Here is a 21,439-nt window from a genome sequence, read left to right on the forward strand (position 1 = left end):
TAGAGTAATATATGTCTCCATCTACTCCTGCTGATCAAGCAAAAAAGTTAATCAAAGTGCCTGAAATGCGCCGTATCAAACACATTCATTTTGTCGGAATCGGTGGTGCAGGGATGTGTGGCATTGCAGAAGTATTGAAAAACCAGGGCTATCGAGTGTCTGGTTCTGATATTAAGGCCTCAAAAACCACGGCTCAGCTCGAAGAAAACGGTATCAATGTTTATATCGGCCATGCGGCTGACAATATTAAAGATGCCAATGTACTGGTTGTTTCAACGGCGATTGATCCGGAAAATCCGGAAATCAAGGCAGCGATTGAGAGTCGTATTCCAGTGGTTCGCCGTGCAGAGATGCTTGGTGAGCTGATGCGTTACCGTCACGGTATTGCTGTTGCTGGTACGCATGGTAAAACCACCACGACAAGTTTGGTGACTTGTATGCTGGCAGAAGAAAATCTTGATCCAACGTATGTGATTGGTGGTTTGCTGAACCGTACCGGTGTCAATGCGGCACTGGGTGCCAGCCGTTATATCGTGGCTGAAGCAGATGAGTCAGATGCATCATTCCTGCACTTGCAGCCTATGGCCACCATTGTGACCAACATCGATGCGGATCATATGGATACCTATGGCGGTAGCTTTGATGTGTTGAAAGATACTTTTGTCCAGTTCCTGCAAAAACTTCCATTCTACGGCCTGGCTGTGGTGTGTGGTGATGATGCCAACATCCGTGAAATCATGCCGCGTATTGGCCGTCCAGTGTTGACTTATGGTTTTAATGAAGACAATGACATCCGTGCTGTCGATGTCGATCAGGACGGTATGCGTACTCACTTTACCGTGCTGCGTAAAAATCGTGAACCGCTTCGTGTGACGGTGAACCAGCCGGGTCTGCATAATGTGCTTAATGCCTTGGCAGCAATAGGTATCGCTACGGATGAAGGCGTTTCTGATGGCGCGATCTGCCGTGCATTAGAAGGTTTTAGCGGTGTAGGTCGTCGCTTCCAGGTTCAAGGTGAATTTGAAATTGAAGGTGGCAATGTGAAACTGGTGGATGACTATGGTCACCATCCTAAAGAAGTCGAAGCTACCATTAAGGCTGCGCGTCAAAGTCATCCAGACCGCCGCCTAGTGATGATGTTCCAGCCGCATCGCTTTACCCGTACCCGCGACTGCTTTGATGACTTCGTCGATGTATTGTCACAAGTTGACCAATTGTTATTGCTGGAAGTGTATCCTGCAGGCGAGAAGCCGATTGTCGGGGCAGATAGTCGCAGTCTGGCGCGCAGTATCCGTTTGCGCGGTGAGGTTGAACCGATTTTGATTGATCCTGTAGATGGCAATTTACAAAATGTGATGCAAAAAGTGTTGCAGCCAAATGACTTGTTATTAACGCAAGGCGCAGGTAATGTGGGTGCGATCTCGGTTGAGCTTGCACAAAATAAGTTGTATTTAAAATAATCACTTTGTGTGTTTTTGAGTGTGATTGTTCAGTTATAAAGTTTAAGGATATAAACGTGGCAAATGCTTCAAAATTCGGTAAAGTTGCCGTATTGCTTGGTGGTAAATCAGCTGAGCGCGAGGTTTCTCTAGATAGTGGTAAAGCTGTGCTTGAAGCATTGGTGCGTTCGGGCGTGAATGCCGAAGCTTTTGACCCGCAAGAGCGTAGTGTAACTGAATTAGTGAACTATGACCGTGCTTTTATTGTCTTGCATGGTCGCGGTGGTGAAGACGGTCAAATCCAAGGTACATTGGAATGGTTGAATATTCCTTATACCGGTACCGGTGTGCAAGGTTCTGCGATTGGTATGGACAAGGTGAAGACCAAGCAGGTCTGGCAAGGTTCGGAACTGCCAACGGCACCCTATCGCATTGTGACCAAAGATTCTGATCTGGATGCCATAGTGGACAGCATTGGTCTGCCGTTTATTATCAAACCGGTACATGAAGGTTCAAGTATTGGTATGAGTAAAGTTGAACGTAAGGAAGACTTTGCCGATGCGATTGCTAAAGCCACTGAACACGATGCCGTGGTGATGGCAGAAAAATGGATTACCGGCCGCGAATTTACCATTGTGATTTTAAATGGCCAGGCTTTGCCGATTATTCGTCTGGAACCGCCAAAAGATGTGGCATTCTATGACTATGAAGCTAAATATAACCGTAATGACGTGCAGTACGGCATTCCGTGTGGTTTAACCGAAGAAGAAGAAAAACGTCTGCAAGCTTTGTGTTTACGTGCCTTCCAGGCCGTAGGTGCAAGTGGTTGGGGCCGTATTGATGCCATGCAGGATGAACAGGGCAACTTCTGGTTACTGGAAGTGAATACTGTTCCGGGCATGACCAGTCATTCTCTAGTACCAAAGGCGGCAAAAGCTGTAGGCTATAGTTTTGATGAGTTATGTGTGGCGATTTTAGAACAGACTTTAACGGCTGCGGCTCACTAGACTATGGCTCAACTCCCTGCTTCAATGCGTCGTAAACGAGCAGCAATTACCTCTATTCATGAGAAGCCACCTACACCCAAGGAAAAGCTTGCGAATTTGGGTGGCTGGTTATTGTTGCTGGTTGCACTTGCCGTATTGGCAGTGGGGATTTATGGTCTGTATGGTGTCATGACGGATGCCCAAGTGGCTAAACTGAGTGTGGTGGGTACCCGCTCAGAGGCTGAAAATCGCCAGGTCATGACTCATGTTGCACCCAAGGTGACAGAAAATTATTTTACCTCTGATCTGGAACAAATCCGCGATCAGGCTTTAGAGTTGTCTTGGGTGGATCGCGTGGTAGTCTCACGTGCATGGCCAAATTCAATTCGTGTACGCGTCATGCCGCATCATGCCATTGCCCGTTGGGGAACCGGACGGCTATTGAGTGACAGTGGTGATATTTTTGCAGAAGTGGTGCCGCAGAATAACCAGAAATTACCTTTACTGCATGGTCCCGCTTCTCAGTCAAAAATGATGATGCGTCGCTACAATGAAATTAACCAGTTGTTCCTGCCGGTCAACATTCGTTTAAAAGAATTATATTTAACAGAACGTATGACCTGGTTCATGCAGTTTGATTCGGGTTTGCGCATTATTGTCGATCAGGATCAGACCATGGGTAAACTTCAACGCTTAAGTCATCTGGCACAAAGTGATCTAAAACCGGTTTGGGCTAAAATTTCATCAGTAGACTTGCGTTATAGAAACGGATTGGCCATACAATGGAAGAATGCAGCACCCCCGAATATTGTAAATGGTCATTTTGTTGTAACGATTGATGACACAAGCATTGCAGATACAAGAACGGTAAAGCCATAATTGAGCGGCTTTATATAAAATAGAGGCTTAAGGCCATAAATTAACTAAACACGTAATGGTAGTAGTAGATAATGAATGAAGCTGTTCCCTCGGTTGTTGCGATTGACATTGGGACACACAAAGTTTCAGTTTTGATTGGTAAGGTACATGCGCCAGACAATATCCAAGTGATTGGGATGGCAACAGCTCGTAACCGAGGCATGAATAAAGGGAAAATTGTAAGTCTCGATAAGGTCATCACTGCAATTAAAAATGCCGTACAAGAAGCAGAAGATATGGCTGAATGCCGGGTGCATTCTGCTTGGGTTTCCATTCCAAGTGCAGAATTAAAAAGCTTTTATGCCTCAGGCCGTACTCCGATTGAAAATGGCGACCACACAATTACAACAAGCGAAGTGGTTCGTGCACTCGAATTGGCCAAAGCCAGCCATTTAACTTCAGACCATTATCTGGTGAGTGCGGTACCTTTAGGTTTTGAACTGGATGATTCTGCTGAATGGGTGCAAAATCCGATTCGCATGTCTGCACATAGCATGATCGGGCATTACCAGCTGATGATGTTGCCGATCAGCACCATGCAAAATCTGGATCGTGCATTGAAAGGGGCTAATATTGGCGTGGAGAAAATGGTGGTTTCCTGTTTGGCAACAGCTGAAGCCAGTTTGCTGAAAGATGAAAAAGAATATGGGGTATGTTTGGTCGATATCGGTGCCGGTACCACCAATATTGCCGTTTATCTGGATGGTCGTCTGGCATTGACGCATACTTTGCAGCGTGGGGGAGAGCATGTCACCCGTGATATTGCTGCGGTATTGCAAACCACCACTGAAGAAGCTGAACGGCTGAAATTGTTGTATGGCTGTGTTGACCTGAAAGTGGTTAAACCTGACCATATGATTCAATTTCAGGGCATTGATGGTCCACAGACCATTAGCCGTATTGAATTGGCAGAAATCATTATTGCGCGTTATGAAGAAATTCTGACCCAGGTTCATCAAGAATTAAAGCAGAATGGGGCAATTCATGGTCTGTATCATGGTGTAGTTCTGACGGGTGATGCTAGTCAAATTGAAGGTATGGTGAATTTGGCACGTCATATGTTGGGGGTGTCAGCGCATTTAGGCAATCCACCAGTACAAGTACATGCTGATGAACAGAATCAGGCGGCTTTGCGCCGTTCACAGTATGCCACTGCTGCCGGCTTGTTGATGTTTAGCCAAAGTGATACGCAAGATACTATTGTAGAAGCGACAGATCCTGAAAAACTGACTCTATTTAAGCGGGTCGGTCGGGCATGGTCAGCGTTAAACAATCAGTTAAAATCGATATTTTAAGTGAAATTTATTGGGAATATTGTAAGGAAGTTGTTCGTCTAACGGCTTGCACTTGACAAGCGTGTGGTTGGACAGCATCCTAAACTCAATTTTTATTAAGATCAAGGCAGTATACGGGCTTAAGTGACTGCCAATTACGAATTAGGAAATCCAAAGGTCATGGCCTCATTTGAATTTTTAGAAGATGATCAAAACGATAGCAACGGTCAAGCCCGTTTCACTGTATTTGGTGTTGGTGGTGCTGGTGGTAATGCCGTGCAACATATGCTTGAATCCGACATTCAGGGTGTAAAATTTGTTTGTGCCAATACCGACAAACAAGCTTTAGACCGTATGAATGCGCAATTCAAAATCCAGTTAGGTGAACAAAGCACGCGTGGTCTGGGTGCCGGTGCAAATCCTCAAGTGGGCCAAACCGCTGCTGAAGAAAGCCGTGAGCTGATTCGCCAGCATCTGGAGGGTACCGACATGGTATTTGTCACTGCCGGTATGGGTGGTGGTACAGGTACGGGTGCTGCGCCAGTTGTTGCTGAAATTGCCAAAGAAATGGGCATTTTAACTGTGGGTGTGGTGACGACTCCGTTTAACTTTGAAGGTAAGCGTCGTCAACAGTCGGCAGAAAAAGGCATTGAAGCTCTGGAAGCACATGTCGATTCATTAATTATTATTCCTAACCAGCGTTTGCTTAAAGTCTTCCGTGACATTTCCATGAAAGATGCTTATAAAAAGGCAGATGATGTATTGCTGAACGCAGTGCGCAGTATCTTTGATCTGGTGGTTCGTCCCGGTCATATCAACCTTGACTTCGCCGATTTGAAAACTGCCATGAGTACGCGCGGTTATGCGATGATGGGTGTGGGTTCAGGTCGTGGTGAAACACGTGCCCGTCAGGCGGCTGAACAGGCTATTCGCAGCCCACTACTGGATAACGTGACTATTATGAATGCCAAAGGCATTTTAATTAACGTCACCGGTGGTGATGATGTGACCTTCGGTGAAATTGAAGAAATTACCGATGTCGTCAACCAGATTGTCGATCTGGATGAAGGTCAGGTGTTCTACGGTACGGTCTTTGATCCAGATGCGCGTGATGAAATCAGTGTCACTGTAATTGCAACTGGCTTAACCCGTAATTCAGCGGACTCTGCAGATACGGTAAAACGTCCATCAGTACAGTCTGCAACACGTCCAGTCAATCATACGGCTCAGGCTGTTGTTGAAGATGATGATGTGCCAGCCATTCAACGTCAGCAAAATGAGGCAGGAACGGCACCTGCTCCAGCAGTCGGTTCAGCCCGTCCAACGCCAATGAGTATTCAGGATTACTTGAAAAATCAGCAACGTAAATAATGGTAAATTTATGCAGAATGCATAAATTCAACAGAAAAGGTAGTCGCAAGACTACCTTTTTATTTTTTATCAATGGCTAAATATGCTAACGTATAGCGGTTTGATGAGCAGATGATAGAAAAACATGTTGAAACAACGTACCCTACAGCGTGTCGTGAAAGCGAGCGGTATTGGTCTTCATAGTGGGCAAAAAGTCTTAATTAACTTTGTGCCGCACCATGTGGATGGGGGTATTGTATTTCGACGTATCGATTTAGATCCGCAGGTGGACATTCCTGCAGACGCCATGCTGATTCAAGAAGCATTTATGTGTTCAAACTTGGTTCAGGAAAATGCCAAAGTCGGGACCATTGAGCATGTCATGAGTGCCATTGCAGGACTGGGGATTGATAACCTGATTATTGAAGTTTCGGCTTCAGAAGTTCCGATTATGGACGGTAGTGCTGGTCCATTTATTTACCTGCTGATGCAAGGCGGACTACAAGAACAGGATGCACCGAAAAAATTTATAAAAATTTTAAAACATGTTGAAGCATTCATTGATGATAAGCGTGCAGTATTTCATCCTCATGATGGCTTCCAGCTCAACTTTACCATTGATTTTGATCATCCTGCATTTAAAAAAGAATATCAGTCAGCAACCATCGACTTTTCTACCGAAACTTTTGTCTATGAAGTCAGTGGAGCACGTACTTTTGGTTTTATGAAAGATCTGGATTATCTAAAAGCCAATAATTTGGCCTTGGGGGCGAGTCTGGACAATGCCATTGGGGTAGATGAAACTGGTGTGGTCAATGAAGAAGGGCTTCGCTTCTCAGATGAATTTGTCCGTCACAAAATTCTGGATGCAGTCGGGGATTTATATCTCTTAGGCCACCAGATTATTGCCAAATTTGATGGGTATAAGTCCGGACATGCCTTAAATAATCAATTATTACGCAATGTTAAAAGTGATCCAAGTAATTACGAAATTGTAACATTTGATGACATTAATCAATGCCCAATTTCTTATGTAAGTGTGACATAAGTTATTGTCTTTTAATGCACACGTTATAGTATAACAAAATGAATTGTTAAGCAGTTCACATGTTTTTTTTCTTAATTCAAAGATATGCCTGTATTGGTTACTTTTTATTTCTTGCCAAACGTAGCATAGCTTGGCTAAGCTTAGGGTCGCTTACAAAGTCGGCAGCACCACGCAGTAAGTCTTGAGTATCTGGACTAAGGGATCGGGACAGAGATTGGGGTTTTAAAGGGGGTTGCGTCTGAATTCTTAATCGTACTTGCAATTTTTGTAAGTCTTTAAATTCAGGTAATTGTAACAATTGTGAGATATATTGCTTTTGAAGATAGGCAAGCTGGCTAATCATGGCTTGATTTGCACCCGTAATCGTCAAAATGCCATGTTCATAACAAACAACTTGCCATTGCTCCGGTTGGGGCAATATCGGTTGAATGAGTTTTGTAAGTTTCTGCCATGCAGCAACTTGTGTAGAGAGAAACGTAAAGTTTCCTGTTTTTAAGTGTTTTCTTGTTTGTTGAAAGATGTTAACTGGTTCCGACATACATTGTTCCTACATACTTGTGTCTTAATCTTACGCACTTCTTTTAGTGGATATCAAGGAAGAGATCACGCAAGGACATTGACTAAGAACAGTTAAAAGAGGTTTTTTTATGCATACGCGACGTATTTTATTAGCGTTTTCATTGGCAGCTTCTGCCGCATCTGTGGCTTTTGCAGATTTAGTTGAATTAAATCCTAGCTCTAACAATGCATCGGAAGATCGTATTGAACAATTGACCCGTACTTTGGCGCAAGGTTCTTATGCAGAATCAAACGATATTGATCTTCCTGCTGAAACCAGAATGAATGTTCAATTGCGTGAAAAAACAATTGAATTAAACAATGAATCTTTAGCGAAAAAATATCGTTCAACCAGCTCAAAAACTTATTCTGGTAGTGCTTACTCCTGGTTGGTGTCTCATCCTCTTCCAGACATGAAACGTGTGAGTTCCAACTTTGGTGGCCGTACCATGGGCGGTCGCGCTGAAAATCACTCCGGTCTGGATTTGTCTGCACCAAGCGGTACACCTATTTATGCCACTGGCCCGGGTGTAGTGACCAAATCAGGTTGGGGTACAGGTTATGGTCAATACGTAGAAATTAATCATGGCAACGGTTATTTGACCCGTTATGCACATGCATCACGTTTGATTGCCCGTGTTGGTGATCGCGTAGAAGCTGGTGAACATATTGCCAATGTGGGTTGCACGGGTCGTTGTACCGGTCCACATTTGCATTATGAAGTCGTGAAAGATGGACAACGCAAAAATCCATCAACTTATTTAGCAATGTTGCCATAAGTTGATAAATACAGATTTGTATATTCGTTAAAGAGTAACTCTAGGACCTTTAGAGCTTTCGAATATAATAGTATCATTCAAGAGAATAGTTATTGTATAAAAAACCGCCTTTATTGGCGGTTTTTTGTTTTATTGCGTAAAGAATGGTCAACGAGTATTTATTATCTAAATAATAGTGGTATTCCGTATTCAGCTGTAGCGATAACTGATGCCCTCTAAAGTATGGTACATATAGAGACTATAAATAAGCTCAAGGAATAGGTGAAATATGGCGTTTTATGGTGATACCGACGCGCAAGAAACCCAAGAATGGCAAGATGCATTTGACTCGGTTTTACAGCATATGGGTACAGAGCGTGCTGCATTTTTGTTAGAAAAGCTCTATCAGCGCGCGATTGCCAAGCATGTTCCTATTCAGCGTCTAAATACTCCTTATCTTAATACCATTTCAGTTGAAGAAACCCCGGCTATGCCAGGCGACCAGGATATGGAGCGCCGTATCCGTGCCCTGATTCGCTGGAATGCATTGGCAATGGTGTTACGTGCCAATAAAACCGGTGACGACCTGGGTGGTCACTTGGCCAGCTTTGCATCTTCTGCAACCTTATACGATGTTGGTTTTAACCACTTCTTCCGCGCCAATAGCGACCATTTTGGTGGCGACATGATCTATTATCAAGGTCACTGTGCGCCAGGGATTTATGCACGTTCATTCTTGGAAGGCCGTTTGACTGAAGATCAACTGAACAATTTCCGCCGTGAAGTGGGTGGCAATGGTTTGCCAAGTTATCCGCATCCATATTTGATGCCGGATTATTGGCAGTTCCCGACCGTATCCATGGGTCTGGGTCCGATCATGTCGATCTACCAGGCGCATATTCAGAAATACCTGATGAACCGTAGCCTGATTAAAGAAGAAGACCGTAAGGTTTGGGCTTACCTCGGCGATGGTGAAATGGATGAACCGGAAAGCCTGGGTGCAATTTCTCTTGCCGGTCGTGAAAAGCTGGACAACCTGATTTGGGTGGTGAACTGTAACCTGCAACGTCTGGACGGTCCTGTTCGCGGTAATGGTAAAATCATTCAGGAACTGGAATCCTTGTTCCGTGGTGCCGGCTGGCGCGTGATTAAAGTGGTGTGGGGACGTCATTGGGATCCGCTGCTTGCCAAAGATGAATCCGGTGCTTTAAAAGCCGTGATGGAAGAGGCTGTGGATGGGGATTACCAGCGTTATCAGGTGAAAGGTGGGGCGTATACCCGTGCACACTTCTTTGGCAAATATCCTGAAGCTGAAGAGCTGGTGAAAAACCTAAGCGATGAAGATATTGATAACCTGAACCGCGGTGGACATGACCCGTACAAAGTGTTTGCAGCCTATGCCGCGGCAACCCAGGCCAATGGTCAGCCGACCGTCATTCTGGCAAAAACGGTTAAGGGTTATGGTCTGTCCGAAGAAATTGAAGCGGTCAACAAAACGCATCAAATCAAGAAAATGCAGCTTGAATCATTAAAGTATGTACGTAACCGTTTCAACCTGCCATTTACCGATGAACAGCTTGAAGAAGTTCCGTTCTACCGTCCAAGTGAGAACTCGCCTGAAATTAAATATATGAAGGCACGTCGTGAAGCGTTGGGCGGTTATTTACCAGCGCGTCGTAAAGAAAGTGAATCATTGGCGATTCCTGATCTGTCTGTCTTTGATGCCGTATTAAAAGGTTCAAATGGCAAGCAGCAATCAACGACGATGGTGATGGTGCGTTTAATCTCGGCATTGTTAAAAGAAAAAGCAATTAAAGACCGCGTTGTGCCAATTGTACCGGATGAAGCCCGTACCTTTGGTTTAGAAGGCATGTTCCGTCAGCTCGGTATTTATGCTGCTCATGGTCAGAAATATACCCCTGAAGACCAAGAACAGCTGATGAACTATCGTGAAGCCAAAGATGGTCACATGTTGCAGGAAGGGATTAATGAAGCCGGTGCGATGAGTGCATGGGCAGCCTTGGCGACCAGTTATTCAACCAATAACCTGCCAATGATTCCGATGTACATGTACTACTCGATGTTCGGTTTCCAACGTATTGGCGACATTGCCTGGGCAGCCGGTGACGCTCAGGCACAAGGTTTCTTGCTGGGTGCAACCGCGGGCCGTACCACATTGAACGGTGAAGGCTTGCAACATCAGGATGGTCATTCGCACATTCTGGCCAACACTATTCCAAACTGTGTGTCTTATGACCCATGTTTCGGTTATGAACTTGCGGTGATCGTACACGATGGTTTGCAACGCATGTATGTCAATCAGGAACGTGTGTTCTATTACCTGACTGTCATGAACGAAAACTATGAGCATCCTGAAATGCCGCAAGGTGTGGAAGAAGGCATCAAGCGCGGTATGTATCTGCTTGAACAGGATGATAAAGCCACTGTTCAGCTGATGGGTTCCGGTGTGATTCTTCGTGAAGTGATTAAAGCAGCGAAAATCTTGCGTGATGAATACCAGATTCACTCAAACGTATGGAGTGTCACCAGCTTCAACGAACTGGCACGTGATGGCATGGCTTGTGAAGAATACAACCGCCTGCATCCATTGACTGAAGAAGCGAAGGAGTCTTGGGTGTCACAACAATTGCGTGATACTGACGGTATTGTGGTTTCTGCAACCGATCATATGCGTGCATACAGTGAACAGATCCGTGCCTATCTTCCAGACAACCGTCCATTCGTAGCCTTGGGCACCGATGGTTACGGCCGTTCCGATACCCGTGGCAATTTGCGTAGTTACTTCGGTGTCGATGCTGCGCACATTGTCGTGGCAACCTTGAAGAAACTGGCTGATGAAGGTGAAGTTGATGCGCGTTTGGTGAAAGATGCCATCTCCAGCTTCGAACTTGATACTGATCGTCCAGTCGCTTGGGCACCTCAAGCACACCCTGAAATTCAGGCGGTTGCGGACTATAAAGAACAATCAGGTGAGGAGAACTAAGCATGCAAATCAAAACACCTGATATTGGAGTTGATAAAGCCACCGTTGCTGAAATTTTGGTCAAAGCGGGCGATAGTGTCGCGGTAGATGACAGCCTGGTGCTACTTGAATCGGATAAAGCCTCTGTTGAAGTGCCAAGCACTTCGGCAGGGATTGTGAAAAGCATTACAGTTGCAGCAGGCGATGTGGTTTCAGAAGGTTCGGTCCTGATTGAACTGGAAGCTGAAGACGGTTCAACTGGCGCAACTGAAGCCCAGGAAGCAGATGCTTCACAAAAGACTTCGGAAAATACCCCGACATCTTTGCCTGATCAGGAAATTATGCAGGCACTGGCATCCCATCAACCAGCAGCTTCTGCACCGAAGGCTCCGACTGGCAGCTCTTCAATTGTTGAAGTGCAAGTCCCTGACATTGGGGTAGAAAAAGCCCTGGTCGGCGAAATTTTGGTCCAGGTAGGCGATGAAATCTCTGTTGATCAAAGCATTGTGGTGGTGGAATCTGATAAAGCCACTGTAGAAGTGCCAAGTACTGTTTCAGGTACGGTTGAGAGTGTTGAAGTTCGGGCAGGCGATACAGTCAAAGAAGGTGTGGTTCTGCTCAAAGTGAAAACTGCATCTTCAGCTGCTGAAGATGCACCAAGTACAGCTTCTACAACAGCATCTTCTACAAAAGCGCCAAAAACAGAAACATCAGTTCAGGCACCTGTAGCCTCTGCACCAAGCGGAGACGTTGAAATTGCTGTGCCTGATCTGGGTGTAGATAAAGCTGTAGTGGCGGAAATTTTAGTTCAAGTCGGTGACACGGTTGAGGCGGATCAAAGCATTATTGTGGTTGAGTCCGATAAAGCGACCATTGAAGTACCAAGCTCATCGGCAGGGGTGATTAAAGCCATTCACGTACAAATGGGGCAAAATGTCTCACAAGGCATGGCTCTGGTAAGCATCGAAGCGAAAGGGCAAGCAGCTGCTGTAGCTCAGCCAGCCAAAGCTGCACCTGCTCCGGTAGCAGCGCCACAAGCGGCTACATCTGTAGAACAAGCACCCGTTCAATCGCCTGATAAGCTGAGCAAAGAGCAGAATGCCGCCAATGCCAAAGTCTATGCCGGTCCTGCGGTGCGTAAGCTGGCGCGTGAGTTGGGCGTGGTGTTGGCTGATGTGAAAGCATCTGGTCCACATGCACGCTTGATGAAAGAAGATGTTTTTGCTTATGTAAAAACACGCTTAACTGCACCTCAAGCTGCACCGGTAGCACAGGCCGTAGCACAAGTTTCTGGTTTGCCTAAACTTCCTGATTTTAGTGCTTTTGGCGGTACTGAAGAAAAAGCCATGACCCGTCTGCAACAGGTATCTGTGCCGCAATTGTCATTGAATAACTACATTCCACAGGTGACCCAGTTTGACCTGGCCGATATTACCGAACTTGAAGCATGGCGCGGTGAACTCAAAGCCAAGTTTAAACAAGACGGTATTAGCCTGACGATTCTGGCTTTTATTGCCAAAGCAGTCGCTCATCTGTTGAAGGAAGAGCCGTATTTTGCAGGCCATTTGGCAGACGATCAAAAATCGGTATTGCTGCGTAATGAAATCCATATGGGCATCGCGGTAGCAACACCAGATGGTTTGACTGTGCCGGTACTGCGTAATCCAGATCAAAAATCAATCAAGCAAATTGCAGTTGAGCTGGGTGAGCTGAGCAAGAAAGCACGTGACAAGAAATTGTCACCGAAAGACTTGCAAGGGGCGAACTTTACCATTACCAGCCTGGGTTCAATTGGCGGTACCGCATTCACACCATTGGTGAACTGGCCTCAGGTGGCGATTTTGGGTATTTCACCAGCCACCATGCAACCGGTCTGGAATGGTACAAGTTTTGATCCTAAGCTGATGCTTCCATTGTCATTGTCTTATGACCACCGTGTGATTAATGGCGCAGATGCAGCACGCTTTACCCATAAGCTGACCAAATTGTTGGCGGATATCCGTAGTCTGTTGCTCTAATTTCAGTTTAGGCTACAAAAAACCCTGCTTCGGCAGGGTTTTTTTATGAAAGCTTTGGTATTGAGACATACGCAGACTCATTCTTATGATAGGGATAAGATGGTTAACACAGCCGCTTAAAATGATCTTTAATCCAATTTTTGCCATGAGTCGCAATGTTTAGCATTGTCCTGAAATGATATTTTTAAAGTCATTTGAAAATTTTTATCTTTCAGCTTAAAATGCATGCACTTCATTGGGGAGTAGCCGCTTTTTACGCAATGTAAAAAGGTGATGGTCAACATAATTGTTCCACAGAACATGGTCATCATAGCAAAGAACCAAATGATCTTTTGATCATGATTTTCTTTTTGTTGGCAAGACCTTTGATTTACCACTCTGCTCAATTTGGCTAGCAGGAGGGGTGAGTCACAGGTTTTATTATGCTAGCCAGAGAAATACATCATGCTTTCAGCCTTCCTGATTTCTTTAGCTGTTGTTGCCTTGTCTGAAATGGGTGACAAAACTCAATTGCTGGCTTTGCTGCTGGCTGCGCGTTTCCGTAAACCTGTACCAATTCTGATAGCAATTTTTCTGGCGACCGTGGTCAACCATGGTGTTTCCGCTGTACTGGGTCAATGGATTACCACTGTTCTGAGCCCGACCGTATTGTTATGGATTGTTTCTCTTGGATTTATTGGGATGGCGGCCTGGATGCTGATTCCAGATGAACTGGATGATGAAACTGAAAGCATTAATAAATGGCAAAAATATGGCGTCTTTAGTGCCACGTTTGTTTTATTCTTTCTGGCAGAAATTGGTGATAAAACCCAGATTGCTACCGTCGCACTTGCCGCGCGCTTTGACAGTATAGGCTGGGTAACATTGGGAACTACACTGGGCATTATGCTGGTCAATGCTCCTGCGGTTTTTATTGGTAACAAACTGGCAGAAAAACTACCGATTTCACTGATTCATAAAATTGGTGCAGTTGTGTTTTTAGTGATTGGTGTGGCGGCACTGGTACAACATTATTTCTTTTAAATTTGAATAGCATTAAAAAAATCCTGGCATTTTTGTCGGGATTTTTTATTGTGAAATACCACACAATTTACTGATAAATCTACCAGTATTCAGATGTTATTTTGTTGTAAATTTCCATGAATCCCTATATGTTGAGAGGAATTAAAAATTTAGTTTAAAAACGATATTTTGGGGAATGGGTATGGCGTTTGATCGCACCACATCACAGGTACTATTTGATAATGGTACGCATAAATGTATTAGTTTTACCAGTTTAGTGAAAGGTGAAGGTGTACAGGCAAACCAGTTTCTAATCTTGGATCATGAACGTGCTGCAGTGCTTGATCCAGGGGGCGACTTGACCTATGTTCCATTGACCATGGAGCTGAACAAATATACCCGTCTAACCAATCTTGATTATGTCATGGCCTCCCATCAGGACCCCGACATTATTACTTCTATGCCACGCTGGCTGGTCTATACCGAGGCCAAAATAGTAGCATCAAAATTATGGGCACGTTTCTTGCCACATTTGAGCTCGGCTTTCATGAGCGACCGGATGAAAGGGAACTGGCTGGATCGTCTGGTTGAGCTGCCTGACCATGGTCAGGTGATTCCGTTGGGTGAATCGAGCATTGTTGCCGTTCCGGCACATTTTCTGCATTCGGTCGGTAATTTCCAGTTTTATGATCCGATTGCCAAAATTCTGTTTTCTGGTGATATGGGCGCATCCATGGTAGATGATGTCTCTAAACCGCTGGAAAATTTTGCTGCGCATATTCCGAAGATGAAAGGCTTTCATCAACGCTATATGTGTTGCAATAAAGTGATCCGTCTGTGGGTACAAATGGTTCGTAGCATGGATGTGGAAATGATTGTGCCACAGCATGGCACGCCATTTATTGGCAAAGAGCAGATCCATCAATTTTTGGACTGGATTGAAACCTTGGAATGCGGCACCGACCTGATGGACGAAAGCGTATTTACCTGTCCTGAATAGTTCAAGAAAATACAAAATTTTTCTTGAGTCAAAAAACAACATTTTTTATATTTTCTATCCCCAAAAACTTTTTTGATGACGAGAATTTATAAGAAATGTTGTCTCAAGTTCCTGCACAGGATGCATGTTTAAGCTGTGGCGCATGTTGCGCCTATTTTCGGGTTTCATTTTATTGGGCAGAGGGAATTCCAATGCCCGAAAATTATACTGAACCTGTCACAGCAGTCTATTCATGCATGGCAGGAACCAATCAAAAAAATCCACGCTGTATCGCGCTAGAAGGCAGCATAGGTGAACAGGTCAGTTGTGGCATGTACCAGCTGCGCAGTTCCTCGTGTAAAGAAGTGCAAATTGCCGATGAACAATGCAACAAGGCCCGTATGGCCCACAATATGATTCCCTTTATCCAGATTGAGGTAGAGGATGCCGAGAATGATGATAGTTTTGAACGTGTCAGCTAGATCGTGATTCGTCATCCCAGAATAAAAAAGCAGGGCCCTGGCTCTGCTTTTTTATTTAAAAACACACGGTTTTGATGGGTAAAGCCACGATTAGAGCCTTTTGCACTGGTTAGGGGGCTTGCGGTGTCTAGGTGATACAGCGCGAGGTTTTTTGTTGTTCAGTCTGAATGAAATACTGATCAGGAAATTCAGCCCGAATTGCGGTATTTAAATTCAAAAACCCAATAATATTCAGTAATCTAAATTTATTTTACATTGCTGCCTGAAATAAGCATGAATAAAATTGTTTTTTTTGTTTATAATAGCGCACGGAAATTACCAGTGAGACTGTTATGTTGACCATCGTTCAAGAAGCTTTAACCTTCGATGATGTCTTATTACTCCCTGCCTACTCAACTGTTCTCCCAAAAGATGTCTCCTTAAAGACACGCCTTACTCGCGGCATTAACCTGAATATTCCTCTTGTGTCAGCAGCTATGGATACGGTGACTGAATCCCGTATGGCAATTGCAATGGCGCAAAATGGCGGTATTGGTATCTTGCACAAAAACATGGACATTGCTGCGCAAGCTGCAGAAGTACGCCGTGTGAAAAAATTTGAAGCGGGTATGGTGAAAGATCCTATCACCGTAACGCCAGAAACCACTGTTCGTGAACTGATCGCAATCACTCAAGCCAACAACATCAGCGGTGTGCCTGTGGTTAAAGATGGCAGGGTTGTCGGTATTGTGACGGGTCGTGATACACGTTTCGAAACCAATCTGGAACAACCTGTTAGCAATATCATGACTGGTCAGGACCGTCTGGTGACTGTTCGTGAAAACGAATCAAAAGAAAATATCCAGGCACTTCTACAAAAAAATCGCATTGAAAAAGTATTGGTGGTGGGTGATAACAACGAACTGAAAGGTTTGATTACGGTCACTGATTTCCGTAAAGCGGAACTTTATCCAAACAGCTGTAAAGATGACCTCGGTCGTCTACGTGTCGGTGCGGCAGTCGGTACTGGCGCAGAAACACCAAGCCGTGTTGAAGCACTGGTTGAGGCGGGTGTAGATGCCATTGTTGTCGATACAGCCCATGGTCACTCTGCAGGCGTGATTGAGCGTGTTCGCTGGGTAAAAGCCAACTATCCGCAAGTTCAGGTGATTGGCGGTAACATTGCCACTGGTGATGCTGCACTTGCGCTTCTTGATGCCGGTGCTGATGCGGTAAAAGTGGGTATCGGTCCTGGTTCGATCTGTACTACACGTATTGTTGCCGGTATTGGTATGCCACAAATTTCTGCGATTGACAGCGTTGCCAATGCATTGAAAGACCAGATTCCTTTGATTGCAGATGGCGGTATCCGCTTCTCTGGCGATATGGCGAAAGCAATTGGCGCCGGTGCAAGCACCATCATGGTCGGTTCATTGATGGCTGGTACTGAAGAAGCACCGGGTGAAGTAGAATTCTTCCAGGGCCGTTATTACAAAGCTTACCGTGGTATGGGTTCATTGGGTGCAATGGCGGGTGCAACAGGTTCTGCTGACCGTTATTTCCAGGACGCTAAAGCTGGTCAGGAAAAACTTGTACCAGAAGGTATTGAAGGTCGCGTACCTTACAAAGGCCCTATGGGTAACATCGTTCATCAAATGATGGGTGGCTTGCGTTCTTCTATGGGTTATACCGGTTCTGCAACCGTGAACGATCTTCGTCAAAATGCCAAGTTTGTGAAAATCACTGCAGCTGGTATGTCTGAATCACACGTACATGATGTGACCATTACTAAAGAAGCACCGAACTACCGTGTTGGTTGATTTTTAGTAATCAAATTCAGGAAAAGCCGTCATTTATATGACGGCTTTTTTGATTTTGGTGTAAAGTATTTGCATGAAAATGGGATGGTTAATTTCCCTATAAATGTATAAGAAGTGAGTAGAAAATGAGTTATTTTGGAACAGATGGAATTCGTGGAAAGTTTGGGGAACTTCCGATTACACCTGAATTTGCCCTGAAGTTGGGTTTTGCGGCAGGTAAAGTTTTAAAACAGTTCAGTAATAAGAAAAAACCGATTGTTGTGTTGGGTAAAGATACGCGTTTATCAGGCTATATTTTAGAATCTGCATTACAGGCCGGTCTAAATGCGGCGGGTGTATATGTGCATTTGCTTGGTCCTTTACCTACCCCTGCGATTGCCCATTTAACCCGTGCTTTACATGCCAGCTTGGGGATTGTGATCTCAGCTTCGCACAATCCTTATTTTGATAATGGAATCAAATTCTTCTCTAGCGAAGGCAAGAAACTGCCGGATGAATTACAGGATGCGATCAATAAAGAGCTCGAAAACGAACTCAAAATTGAAGATACCGCAAACCTAGGTAAAAGTGTGCGTGTAAAAGATGCCAATGGCCGTTACATTGAATTCTGTAAATCGACTTTCCCTTACCATTTTGACCTCAGTAACCTGAAAATTGTGGTGGACTGTGCCAATGGTGCTGCCTATAACGTGGGGCCATCGGTGTTTAAGGAACTGGGCGCCAAAGTCGTAGCACTTTATAATGAACCGGATGGCCTAAACATCAATCAGGACTGTGGTTCGACCCATCCGGAAAACCTGCAAAAAGCCGTGCTTGAACATCAGGCAGATTTGGGTATTGCCTTTGATGGCGATGCAGACCGTGTGATCATGGTGGATAAAAGCGGTCAGCAAATTACTGGTGATCATATTTTATATATTCTGGCAACACAGGGCTCGAAAAAGCCGGCAGGCATTGTCGGTACGGTCATGAGCAATATGGCACTTGAATTGGCTTTGGAAAAAGCCCAGGTTCCATTTGTCCGTGCCAGCGTGGGTGACCGTTATGTGCTACAAGCCCTGGATGAAAATGGCTGGGCTATTGGTGGTGAACCATCAGGACATATTCTGACGCTGGATAAAAGTACCACAGGCGATGCGATTATAGCTGCCTTGCAGGTATTGACTGTCATGGTCGAACAGAAGAAAGCCTTACATGAACTGGTTGAAGGTTTCCATTTATTGCCAAATGTCTTGGTAAATGTACGTTTGCAACAAATGTTTGACCCGTATGCTGTGCCTGCATTGGTGGCTGAATTTGATCGGGCTGCAGCACAATTAAAAGGCCGTGGTCGTTTACTGATTCGTAAGTCAGGAACGGAACCGGTCATTCGGGTGATGGTTGAAGGGGATGATCTGCAAGAAGTCACGGCTTTGGCCAATCAGCTTGCAGACAGTGTACGTTCTAACGCAGTATAAGGGAACAATATGAGTGATCTGATTAAAGACTTGAGCGAACTGCGCTTGAGTTACCAGAAAGGGGAATTACACGAAACTCATGTGGCTGAAAATCCGCATGAGCAATTCTTGAATTGGTTTAACCATGCTTTAGAAGCACAACTGCATGAACCCTATGCCATGTCGCTCGCAACTGCGAGTGCACAAGGCCGTCCGCATGTGCGTACCCTATTATTACGTGGTGCGACTGAAGCAGGTTATGATTTTTATACCAATTACGACAGTCAAAAAGGCCTGGATTTGGCAGACAATCCCTATGCCGAACTGTTGTTTTATTGGCCTGAGCAAGAACGCCAAATTCGTGTCGGCGGCCGCGTTGAAAAAATCTCTTTAGAGGAATCAACAGATTATTATCATAAACGCCCGCGAGACAGCCAGATTGCAGCGCATATCAGTACGCCACAAAGTGGTGTGATTGTCAGTCGTGAGGAACTACAGACTCGTTTTCAGATTTTGCAAGATCAGGTGAGCGATAAAGCAGAATTGGCAAAACCTGAATTCTGGGGCGGCTATCGCCTGCAACCGGATTATTATGAATTTTGGCAAGGTCGTCCTAACCGTTTACATGACCGCTTGTGTTATGAAAGAATCGACGGTAAGTGGAACTTACAACGACTCATGCCTTAATGCCAAAAACACTGATTCAGCAAAGACCGTTCATTACACGCCCTGAAAACTTCCAGGGCGTGTCACCGTTTATTGCGCAAATTTTAGCGCGCCGTGGTGTGCAATCGGAACAAGAACTTGAACTGAAATTGAAGCATCTTTTAGCGCCGACCATGAAAGGTTTGGATGCTGCCATTCAGTTGATGGATCAGGCCATTGATCAGCAAAAGAAAATTGTCATTGTGGGAGATTATGATGCCGATGGGGCCACCAGTACGGCATTGATGATTTTAGCTTTACGGGATATGGGCGCGAATGTCGCGTATCTGGTGCCGGATCGTTTTAAATATGGTTATGGACTGACGCCTGCAATTGCCGACCTGGCTTTTGCCAATTTCACGCCTGACCTTTTGATTACGGTAGATAATGGTATTTCCAGCCATGCCGGGGTGGAACAGGCACAAGCACATGGCATGCAGGTGATTATTACTGATCATCACCTGACCACCAAAGAAACGCCTAAAGCCGAAGCTGTGGTCAATCCGAACCAGTTGGGCTGTGAATTCCCCAGCAAGGCTTTGGCTGGGGTCGGGGTGGCGTTTTACCTGCTCGCCAATTTGTCCAGTTATCGCAGCCAATTAGGAAAATCGACCTCAAAAGTGGCCCAATATCTCGATCTGGTAGCTTTAGGCACTTATGCCGATGTGGCCAGCCTGGATTATAACAACCGTATTCTGGTCGATGCCGGGGTCAAGCGCATACGGCAAAATCAGTGTCGTGCGGGAATTAGCGCATTGCTGGATATTGCCGGACGTGATCCAGCTTCTTTAAATGCTCAAGATTTGGGTTTTGTTCTGGGACCACGGATTAATGCGGCTGGACGCATGGAAACCATGGACATAGGGATTGAATGTCTGCTGGCTGCCGATCTGCAAACCGCTTATCCCTTGGCACAACAATTAAATCAATTGAACACTGAGCGCCGACAGGTCGAGAGCCAGATGAAACAGGAGGCTTTGTCTGAGCTTACTCAGCTGGAGCTGGACCAAGAGCATTTACCAGCTGTGCTCATTCTGTTTGAGCCACATTGGCATCAGGGCGTGATTGGGATTGTGGCCGGTCGCTTAAAAGAACAGTTTCATCGCCCCAGTATTGTTTTTGCCTCCGATGAAGATGGTATACATATTAAAGGCTCTGCCCGTTCTATAGAGGGCGTACATATACGCGATGCGATTGAAATGATTGCCGAGCAGTATCCCCATTTGGTCAGCCATTTTGGCGGACATGCCGCCGCTGCCGGTTTGACCATTCAGAAACAGCATTTTGATGAATTTAAGCAGGTCTTTGAGGCTTTAATTTCAAATATGGATGAGTCACTGTTTCAGGCCACTTTATGGACTGATGGTGAATTACCGACAGAACATTTTCACATTGAAACAGTCGATTTTCTGCAAAATTTAACCCCCTGGGGGCAAAAGTTTCCATCGCCGATTTTTGAAGGGATATTTAAGGTTCTGGATTATCGCTGGCTGAAAGAAATGCATTTAAAGCTGCGTCTGGCTTTGCAAGATGGTCAAATTGTGGAAGCCATCGCCTTTAATGCACGTGACAAGTTTGAATTTGATGCCATGCAGGGCAGTGTACGACTGGTCTATGAAATTGATAAAAATGAATTTAATGGCAACGTCAGTTTACAACTACGCGTGATCCATTTGGAACAATAAAAAAACCGCTCAATTGAGC

Annotated in this window: 17 protein-coding genes and 1 riboswitch; of the genes, 16 read left to right on the forward strand and 1 reads right to left on the reverse strand. The window is 45.1% G+C overall.

What is annotated here, in order from left to right:
• Positions 1-11: 11 nt before the first annotated feature.
• The 6 genes from murC to lpxC all read left to right on the forward strand — a co-directional run bounded on the left by murC (position 12) and on the right by lpxC (position 7,015).
• A complete protein-coding gene (gene murC, locus FTT87_RS02730) occupies positions 12-1,460 on the forward strand; it encodes a UDP-N-acetylmuramate--L-alanine ligase (protein ID WP_180174311.1) in 1,449 nt (482 codons plus the stop codon).
• A 56-nt stretch (positions 1,461-1,516) separates the two neighbouring features.
• Complete coding sequence (locus tag FTT87_RS02735; RefSeq protein ID WP_086196540.1) at positions 1,517-2,446, forward strand: D-alanine--D-alanine ligase; 930 nt, start codon at positions 1,517-1,519, stop codon at positions 2,444-2,446.
• 3 nt (positions 2,447-2,449) lie between these two features.
• The gene (locus tag FTT87_RS02740; protein WP_180041877.1) at positions 2,450-3,304 is read left to right on the forward strand and encodes a cell division protein FtsQ/DivIB; all 855 of its coding nucleotides are present in this window, start codon (positions 2,450-2,452) and stop codon (positions 3,302-3,304) included.
• A gap of 71 nt (positions 3,305-3,375) precedes the next feature.
• Positions 3,376-4,638, forward strand: coding sequence for a cell division protein FtsA (gene ftsA, locus FTT87_RS02745; RefSeq protein ID WP_086196538.1), 1,263 nt, complete (start codon positions 3,376-3,378; stop codon positions 4,636-4,638).
• Between the two features lie 159 nt (positions 4,639-4,797).
• Positions 4,798-5,988, forward strand: a complete 1,191-nt coding sequence (ftsZ, locus tag FTT87_RS02750) for a cell division protein FtsZ (protein WP_086196537.1) — start codon at positions 4,798-4,800, stop codon at positions 5,986-5,988.
• Between the two features lie 124 nt (positions 5,989-6,112).
• On the forward strand, positions 6,113-7,015 hold the full coding sequence (lpxC, locus tag FTT87_RS02755) for a UDP-3-O-acyl-N-acetylglucosamine deacetylase (protein WP_166170614.1): 903 nt from the start codon (positions 6,113-6,115) through the stop codon (positions 7,013-7,015).
• Positions 7,016-7,112: 97 nt separating this feature from the next.
• Here lpxC and FTT87_RS02760 read toward each other — a convergent pair whose 3' ends face one another.
• Complete coding sequence (locus FTT87_RS02760) at positions 7,113-7,553, reverse strand: DUF721 domain-containing protein (RefSeq protein WP_166170616.1); 441 nt, start codon at positions 7,551-7,553, stop codon at positions 7,113-7,115.
• 109 nt (positions 7,554-7,662) lie between these two features.
• Here FTT87_RS02760 and FTT87_RS02765 point away from each other — a divergent pair, with 109 nt between their 5' ends.
• The 10 genes from FTT87_RS02765 to recJ all read left to right on the forward strand — a co-directional run bounded on the left by FTT87_RS02765 (position 7,663) and on the right by recJ (position 21,420).
• A complete protein-coding gene (locus FTT87_RS02765) occupies positions 7,663-8,352 on the forward strand; it encodes a M23 family metallopeptidase (RefSeq protein WP_180041879.1) in 690 nt (229 codons plus the stop codon).
• A gap of 268 nt (positions 8,353-8,620) precedes the next feature.
• Positions 8,621-11,335 carry a pyruvate dehydrogenase (acetyl-transferring), homodimeric type gene (gene aceE, locus FTT87_RS02770; protein ID WP_180174312.1) on the forward strand — a complete coding sequence of 905 codons (2,715 nt, stop codon included), beginning with the start codon at positions 8,621-8,623 and terminating at the stop codon, positions 11,333-11,335.
• Between the two features lie 2 nt (positions 11,336-11,337).
• On the forward strand, positions 11,338-13,332 hold the full coding sequence (locus tag FTT87_RS02775) for a 2-oxo acid dehydrogenase subunit E2 (RefSeq protein ID WP_180174313.1): 1,995 nt from the start codon (positions 11,338-11,340) through the stop codon (positions 13,330-13,332).
• A gap of 225 nt (positions 13,333-13,557) precedes the next feature.
• Positions 13,558-13,702, forward strand: a riboswitch (yybP-ykoY riboswitch).
• A gap of 74 nt (positions 13,703-13,776) precedes the next feature.
• Complete coding sequence (locus tag FTT87_RS02780; RefSeq protein WP_180041885.1) at positions 13,777-14,355, forward strand: TMEM165/GDT1 family protein; 579 nt, start codon at positions 13,777-13,779, stop codon at positions 14,353-14,355.
• Between the two features lie 181 nt (positions 14,356-14,536).
• Positions 14,537-15,334, forward strand: coding sequence for an MBL fold metallo-hydrolase (locus tag FTT87_RS02785; RefSeq protein WP_086196618.1), 798 nt, complete (start codon positions 14,537-14,539; stop codon positions 15,332-15,334).
• A gap of 95 nt (positions 15,335-15,429) precedes the next feature.
• A complete protein-coding gene (locus FTT87_RS02790; RefSeq protein WP_180041887.1) occupies positions 15,430-15,795 on the forward strand; it encodes a YkgJ family cysteine cluster protein in 366 nt (121 codons plus the stop codon).
• A gap of 332 nt (positions 15,796-16,127) precedes the next feature.
• Complete coding sequence (guaB, locus tag FTT87_RS02795; RefSeq protein ID WP_180041889.1) at positions 16,128-17,594, forward strand: IMP dehydrogenase; 1,467 nt, start codon at positions 16,128-16,130, stop codon at positions 17,592-17,594.
• Between the two features lie 125 nt (positions 17,595-17,719).
• Positions 17,720-19,051: a phosphoglucosamine mutase gene (gene glmM / locus FTT87_RS02800; protein ID WP_166170625.1), complete on the forward strand. Its 1,332-nt coding sequence runs from the start codon at positions 17,720-17,722 to the stop codon at positions 19,049-19,051.
• Between the two features lie 9 nt (positions 19,052-19,060).
• Entirely contained in the window at positions 19,061-19,717 is a 657-nt protein-coding gene (gene pdxH, locus FTT87_RS02805; protein WP_166170627.1) for a pyridoxamine 5'-phosphate oxidase, read from the forward strand.
• A complete protein-coding gene (recJ, locus tag FTT87_RS02810) occupies positions 19,717-21,420 on the forward strand; it encodes a single-stranded-DNA-specific exonuclease RecJ (protein ID WP_180042028.1) in 1,704 nt (567 codons plus the stop codon). The genes pdxH and recJ overlap by 1 nt, the downstream gene beginning before the upstream one ends.
• Positions 21,421-21,439: the final 19 nt, after the last annotated feature.

It is taken from the genome of Acinetobacter sp. YH01022 (genome assembly GCF_013420235.1).
In the GTDB taxonomy this organism is placed as follows: Bacteria; Pseudomonadota; Gammaproteobacteria; order Pseudomonadales; family Moraxellaceae; genus Acinetobacter.

Bases quoted from the DNA above. Each gene is read 5' to 3' on its own strand.
- murC (WP_180174311.1), top strand. From the start codon at position 12: ATGTCTCCATCTACTCCTGCTGATCAAGCAAAAAAGTTAATCAAAGTG.
- FTT87_RS02740 (WP_180041877.1), top strand. From the start codon at position 2,450: ATGGCTCAACTCCCTGCTTCAATGCGTCGTAAACGAGCAGCAATTACC.
- ftsA (WP_086196538.1), top strand. From the start codon at position 3,376: ATGAATGAAGCTGTTCCCTCGGTTGTTGCGATTGACATTGGGACACAC.
- ftsZ (WP_086196537.1), top strand. From the start codon at position 4,798: ATGGCCTCATTTGAATTTTTAGAAGATGATCAAAACGATAGCAACGGT.
- lpxC (WP_166170614.1), top strand. From the start codon at position 6,113: ATGTTGAAACAACGTACCCTACAGCGTGTCGTGAAAGCGAGCGGTATT.
- FTT87_RS02760 (WP_166170616.1), bottom strand. From the start codon at position 7,553: ATGTCGGAACCAGTTAACATCTTTCAACAAACAAGAAAACACTTAAAA.
- FTT87_RS02765 (WP_180041879.1), top strand. From the start codon at position 7,663: ATGCATACGCGACGTATTTTATTAGCGTTTTCATTGGCAGCTTCTGCC.
- aceE (WP_180174312.1), top strand. From the start codon at position 8,621: ATGGCGTTTTATGGTGATACCGACGCGCAAGAAACCCAAGAATGGCAA.
- FTT87_RS02775 (WP_180174313.1), top strand. From the start codon at position 11,338: ATGCAAATCAAAACACCTGATATTGGAGTTGATAAAGCCACCGTTGCT.
- FTT87_RS02780 (WP_180041885.1), top strand. From the start codon at position 13,777: ATGCTTTCAGCCTTCCTGATTTCTTTAGCTGTTGTTGCCTTGTCTGAA.
- FTT87_RS02785 (WP_086196618.1), top strand. From the start codon at position 14,537: ATGGCGTTTGATCGCACCACATCACAGGTACTATTTGATAATGGTACG.
- FTT87_RS02790 (WP_180041887.1), top strand. From the start codon at position 15,430: ATGTTGTCTCAAGTTCCTGCACAGGATGCATGTTTAAGCTGTGGCGCA.
- guaB (WP_180041889.1), top strand. From the start codon at position 16,128: ATGTTGACCATCGTTCAAGAAGCTTTAACCTTCGATGATGTCTTATTA.
- glmM (WP_166170625.1), top strand. From the start codon at position 17,720: ATGAGTTATTTTGGAACAGATGGAATTCGTGGAAAGTTTGGGGAACTT.
- pdxH (WP_166170627.1), top strand. From the start codon at position 19,061: ATGAGTGATCTGATTAAAGACTTGAGCGAACTGCGCTTGAGTTACCAG.
- recJ (WP_180042028.1), top strand. From the start codon at position 19,717: ATGCCAAAAACACTGATTCAGCAAAGACCGTTCATTACACGCCCTGAA.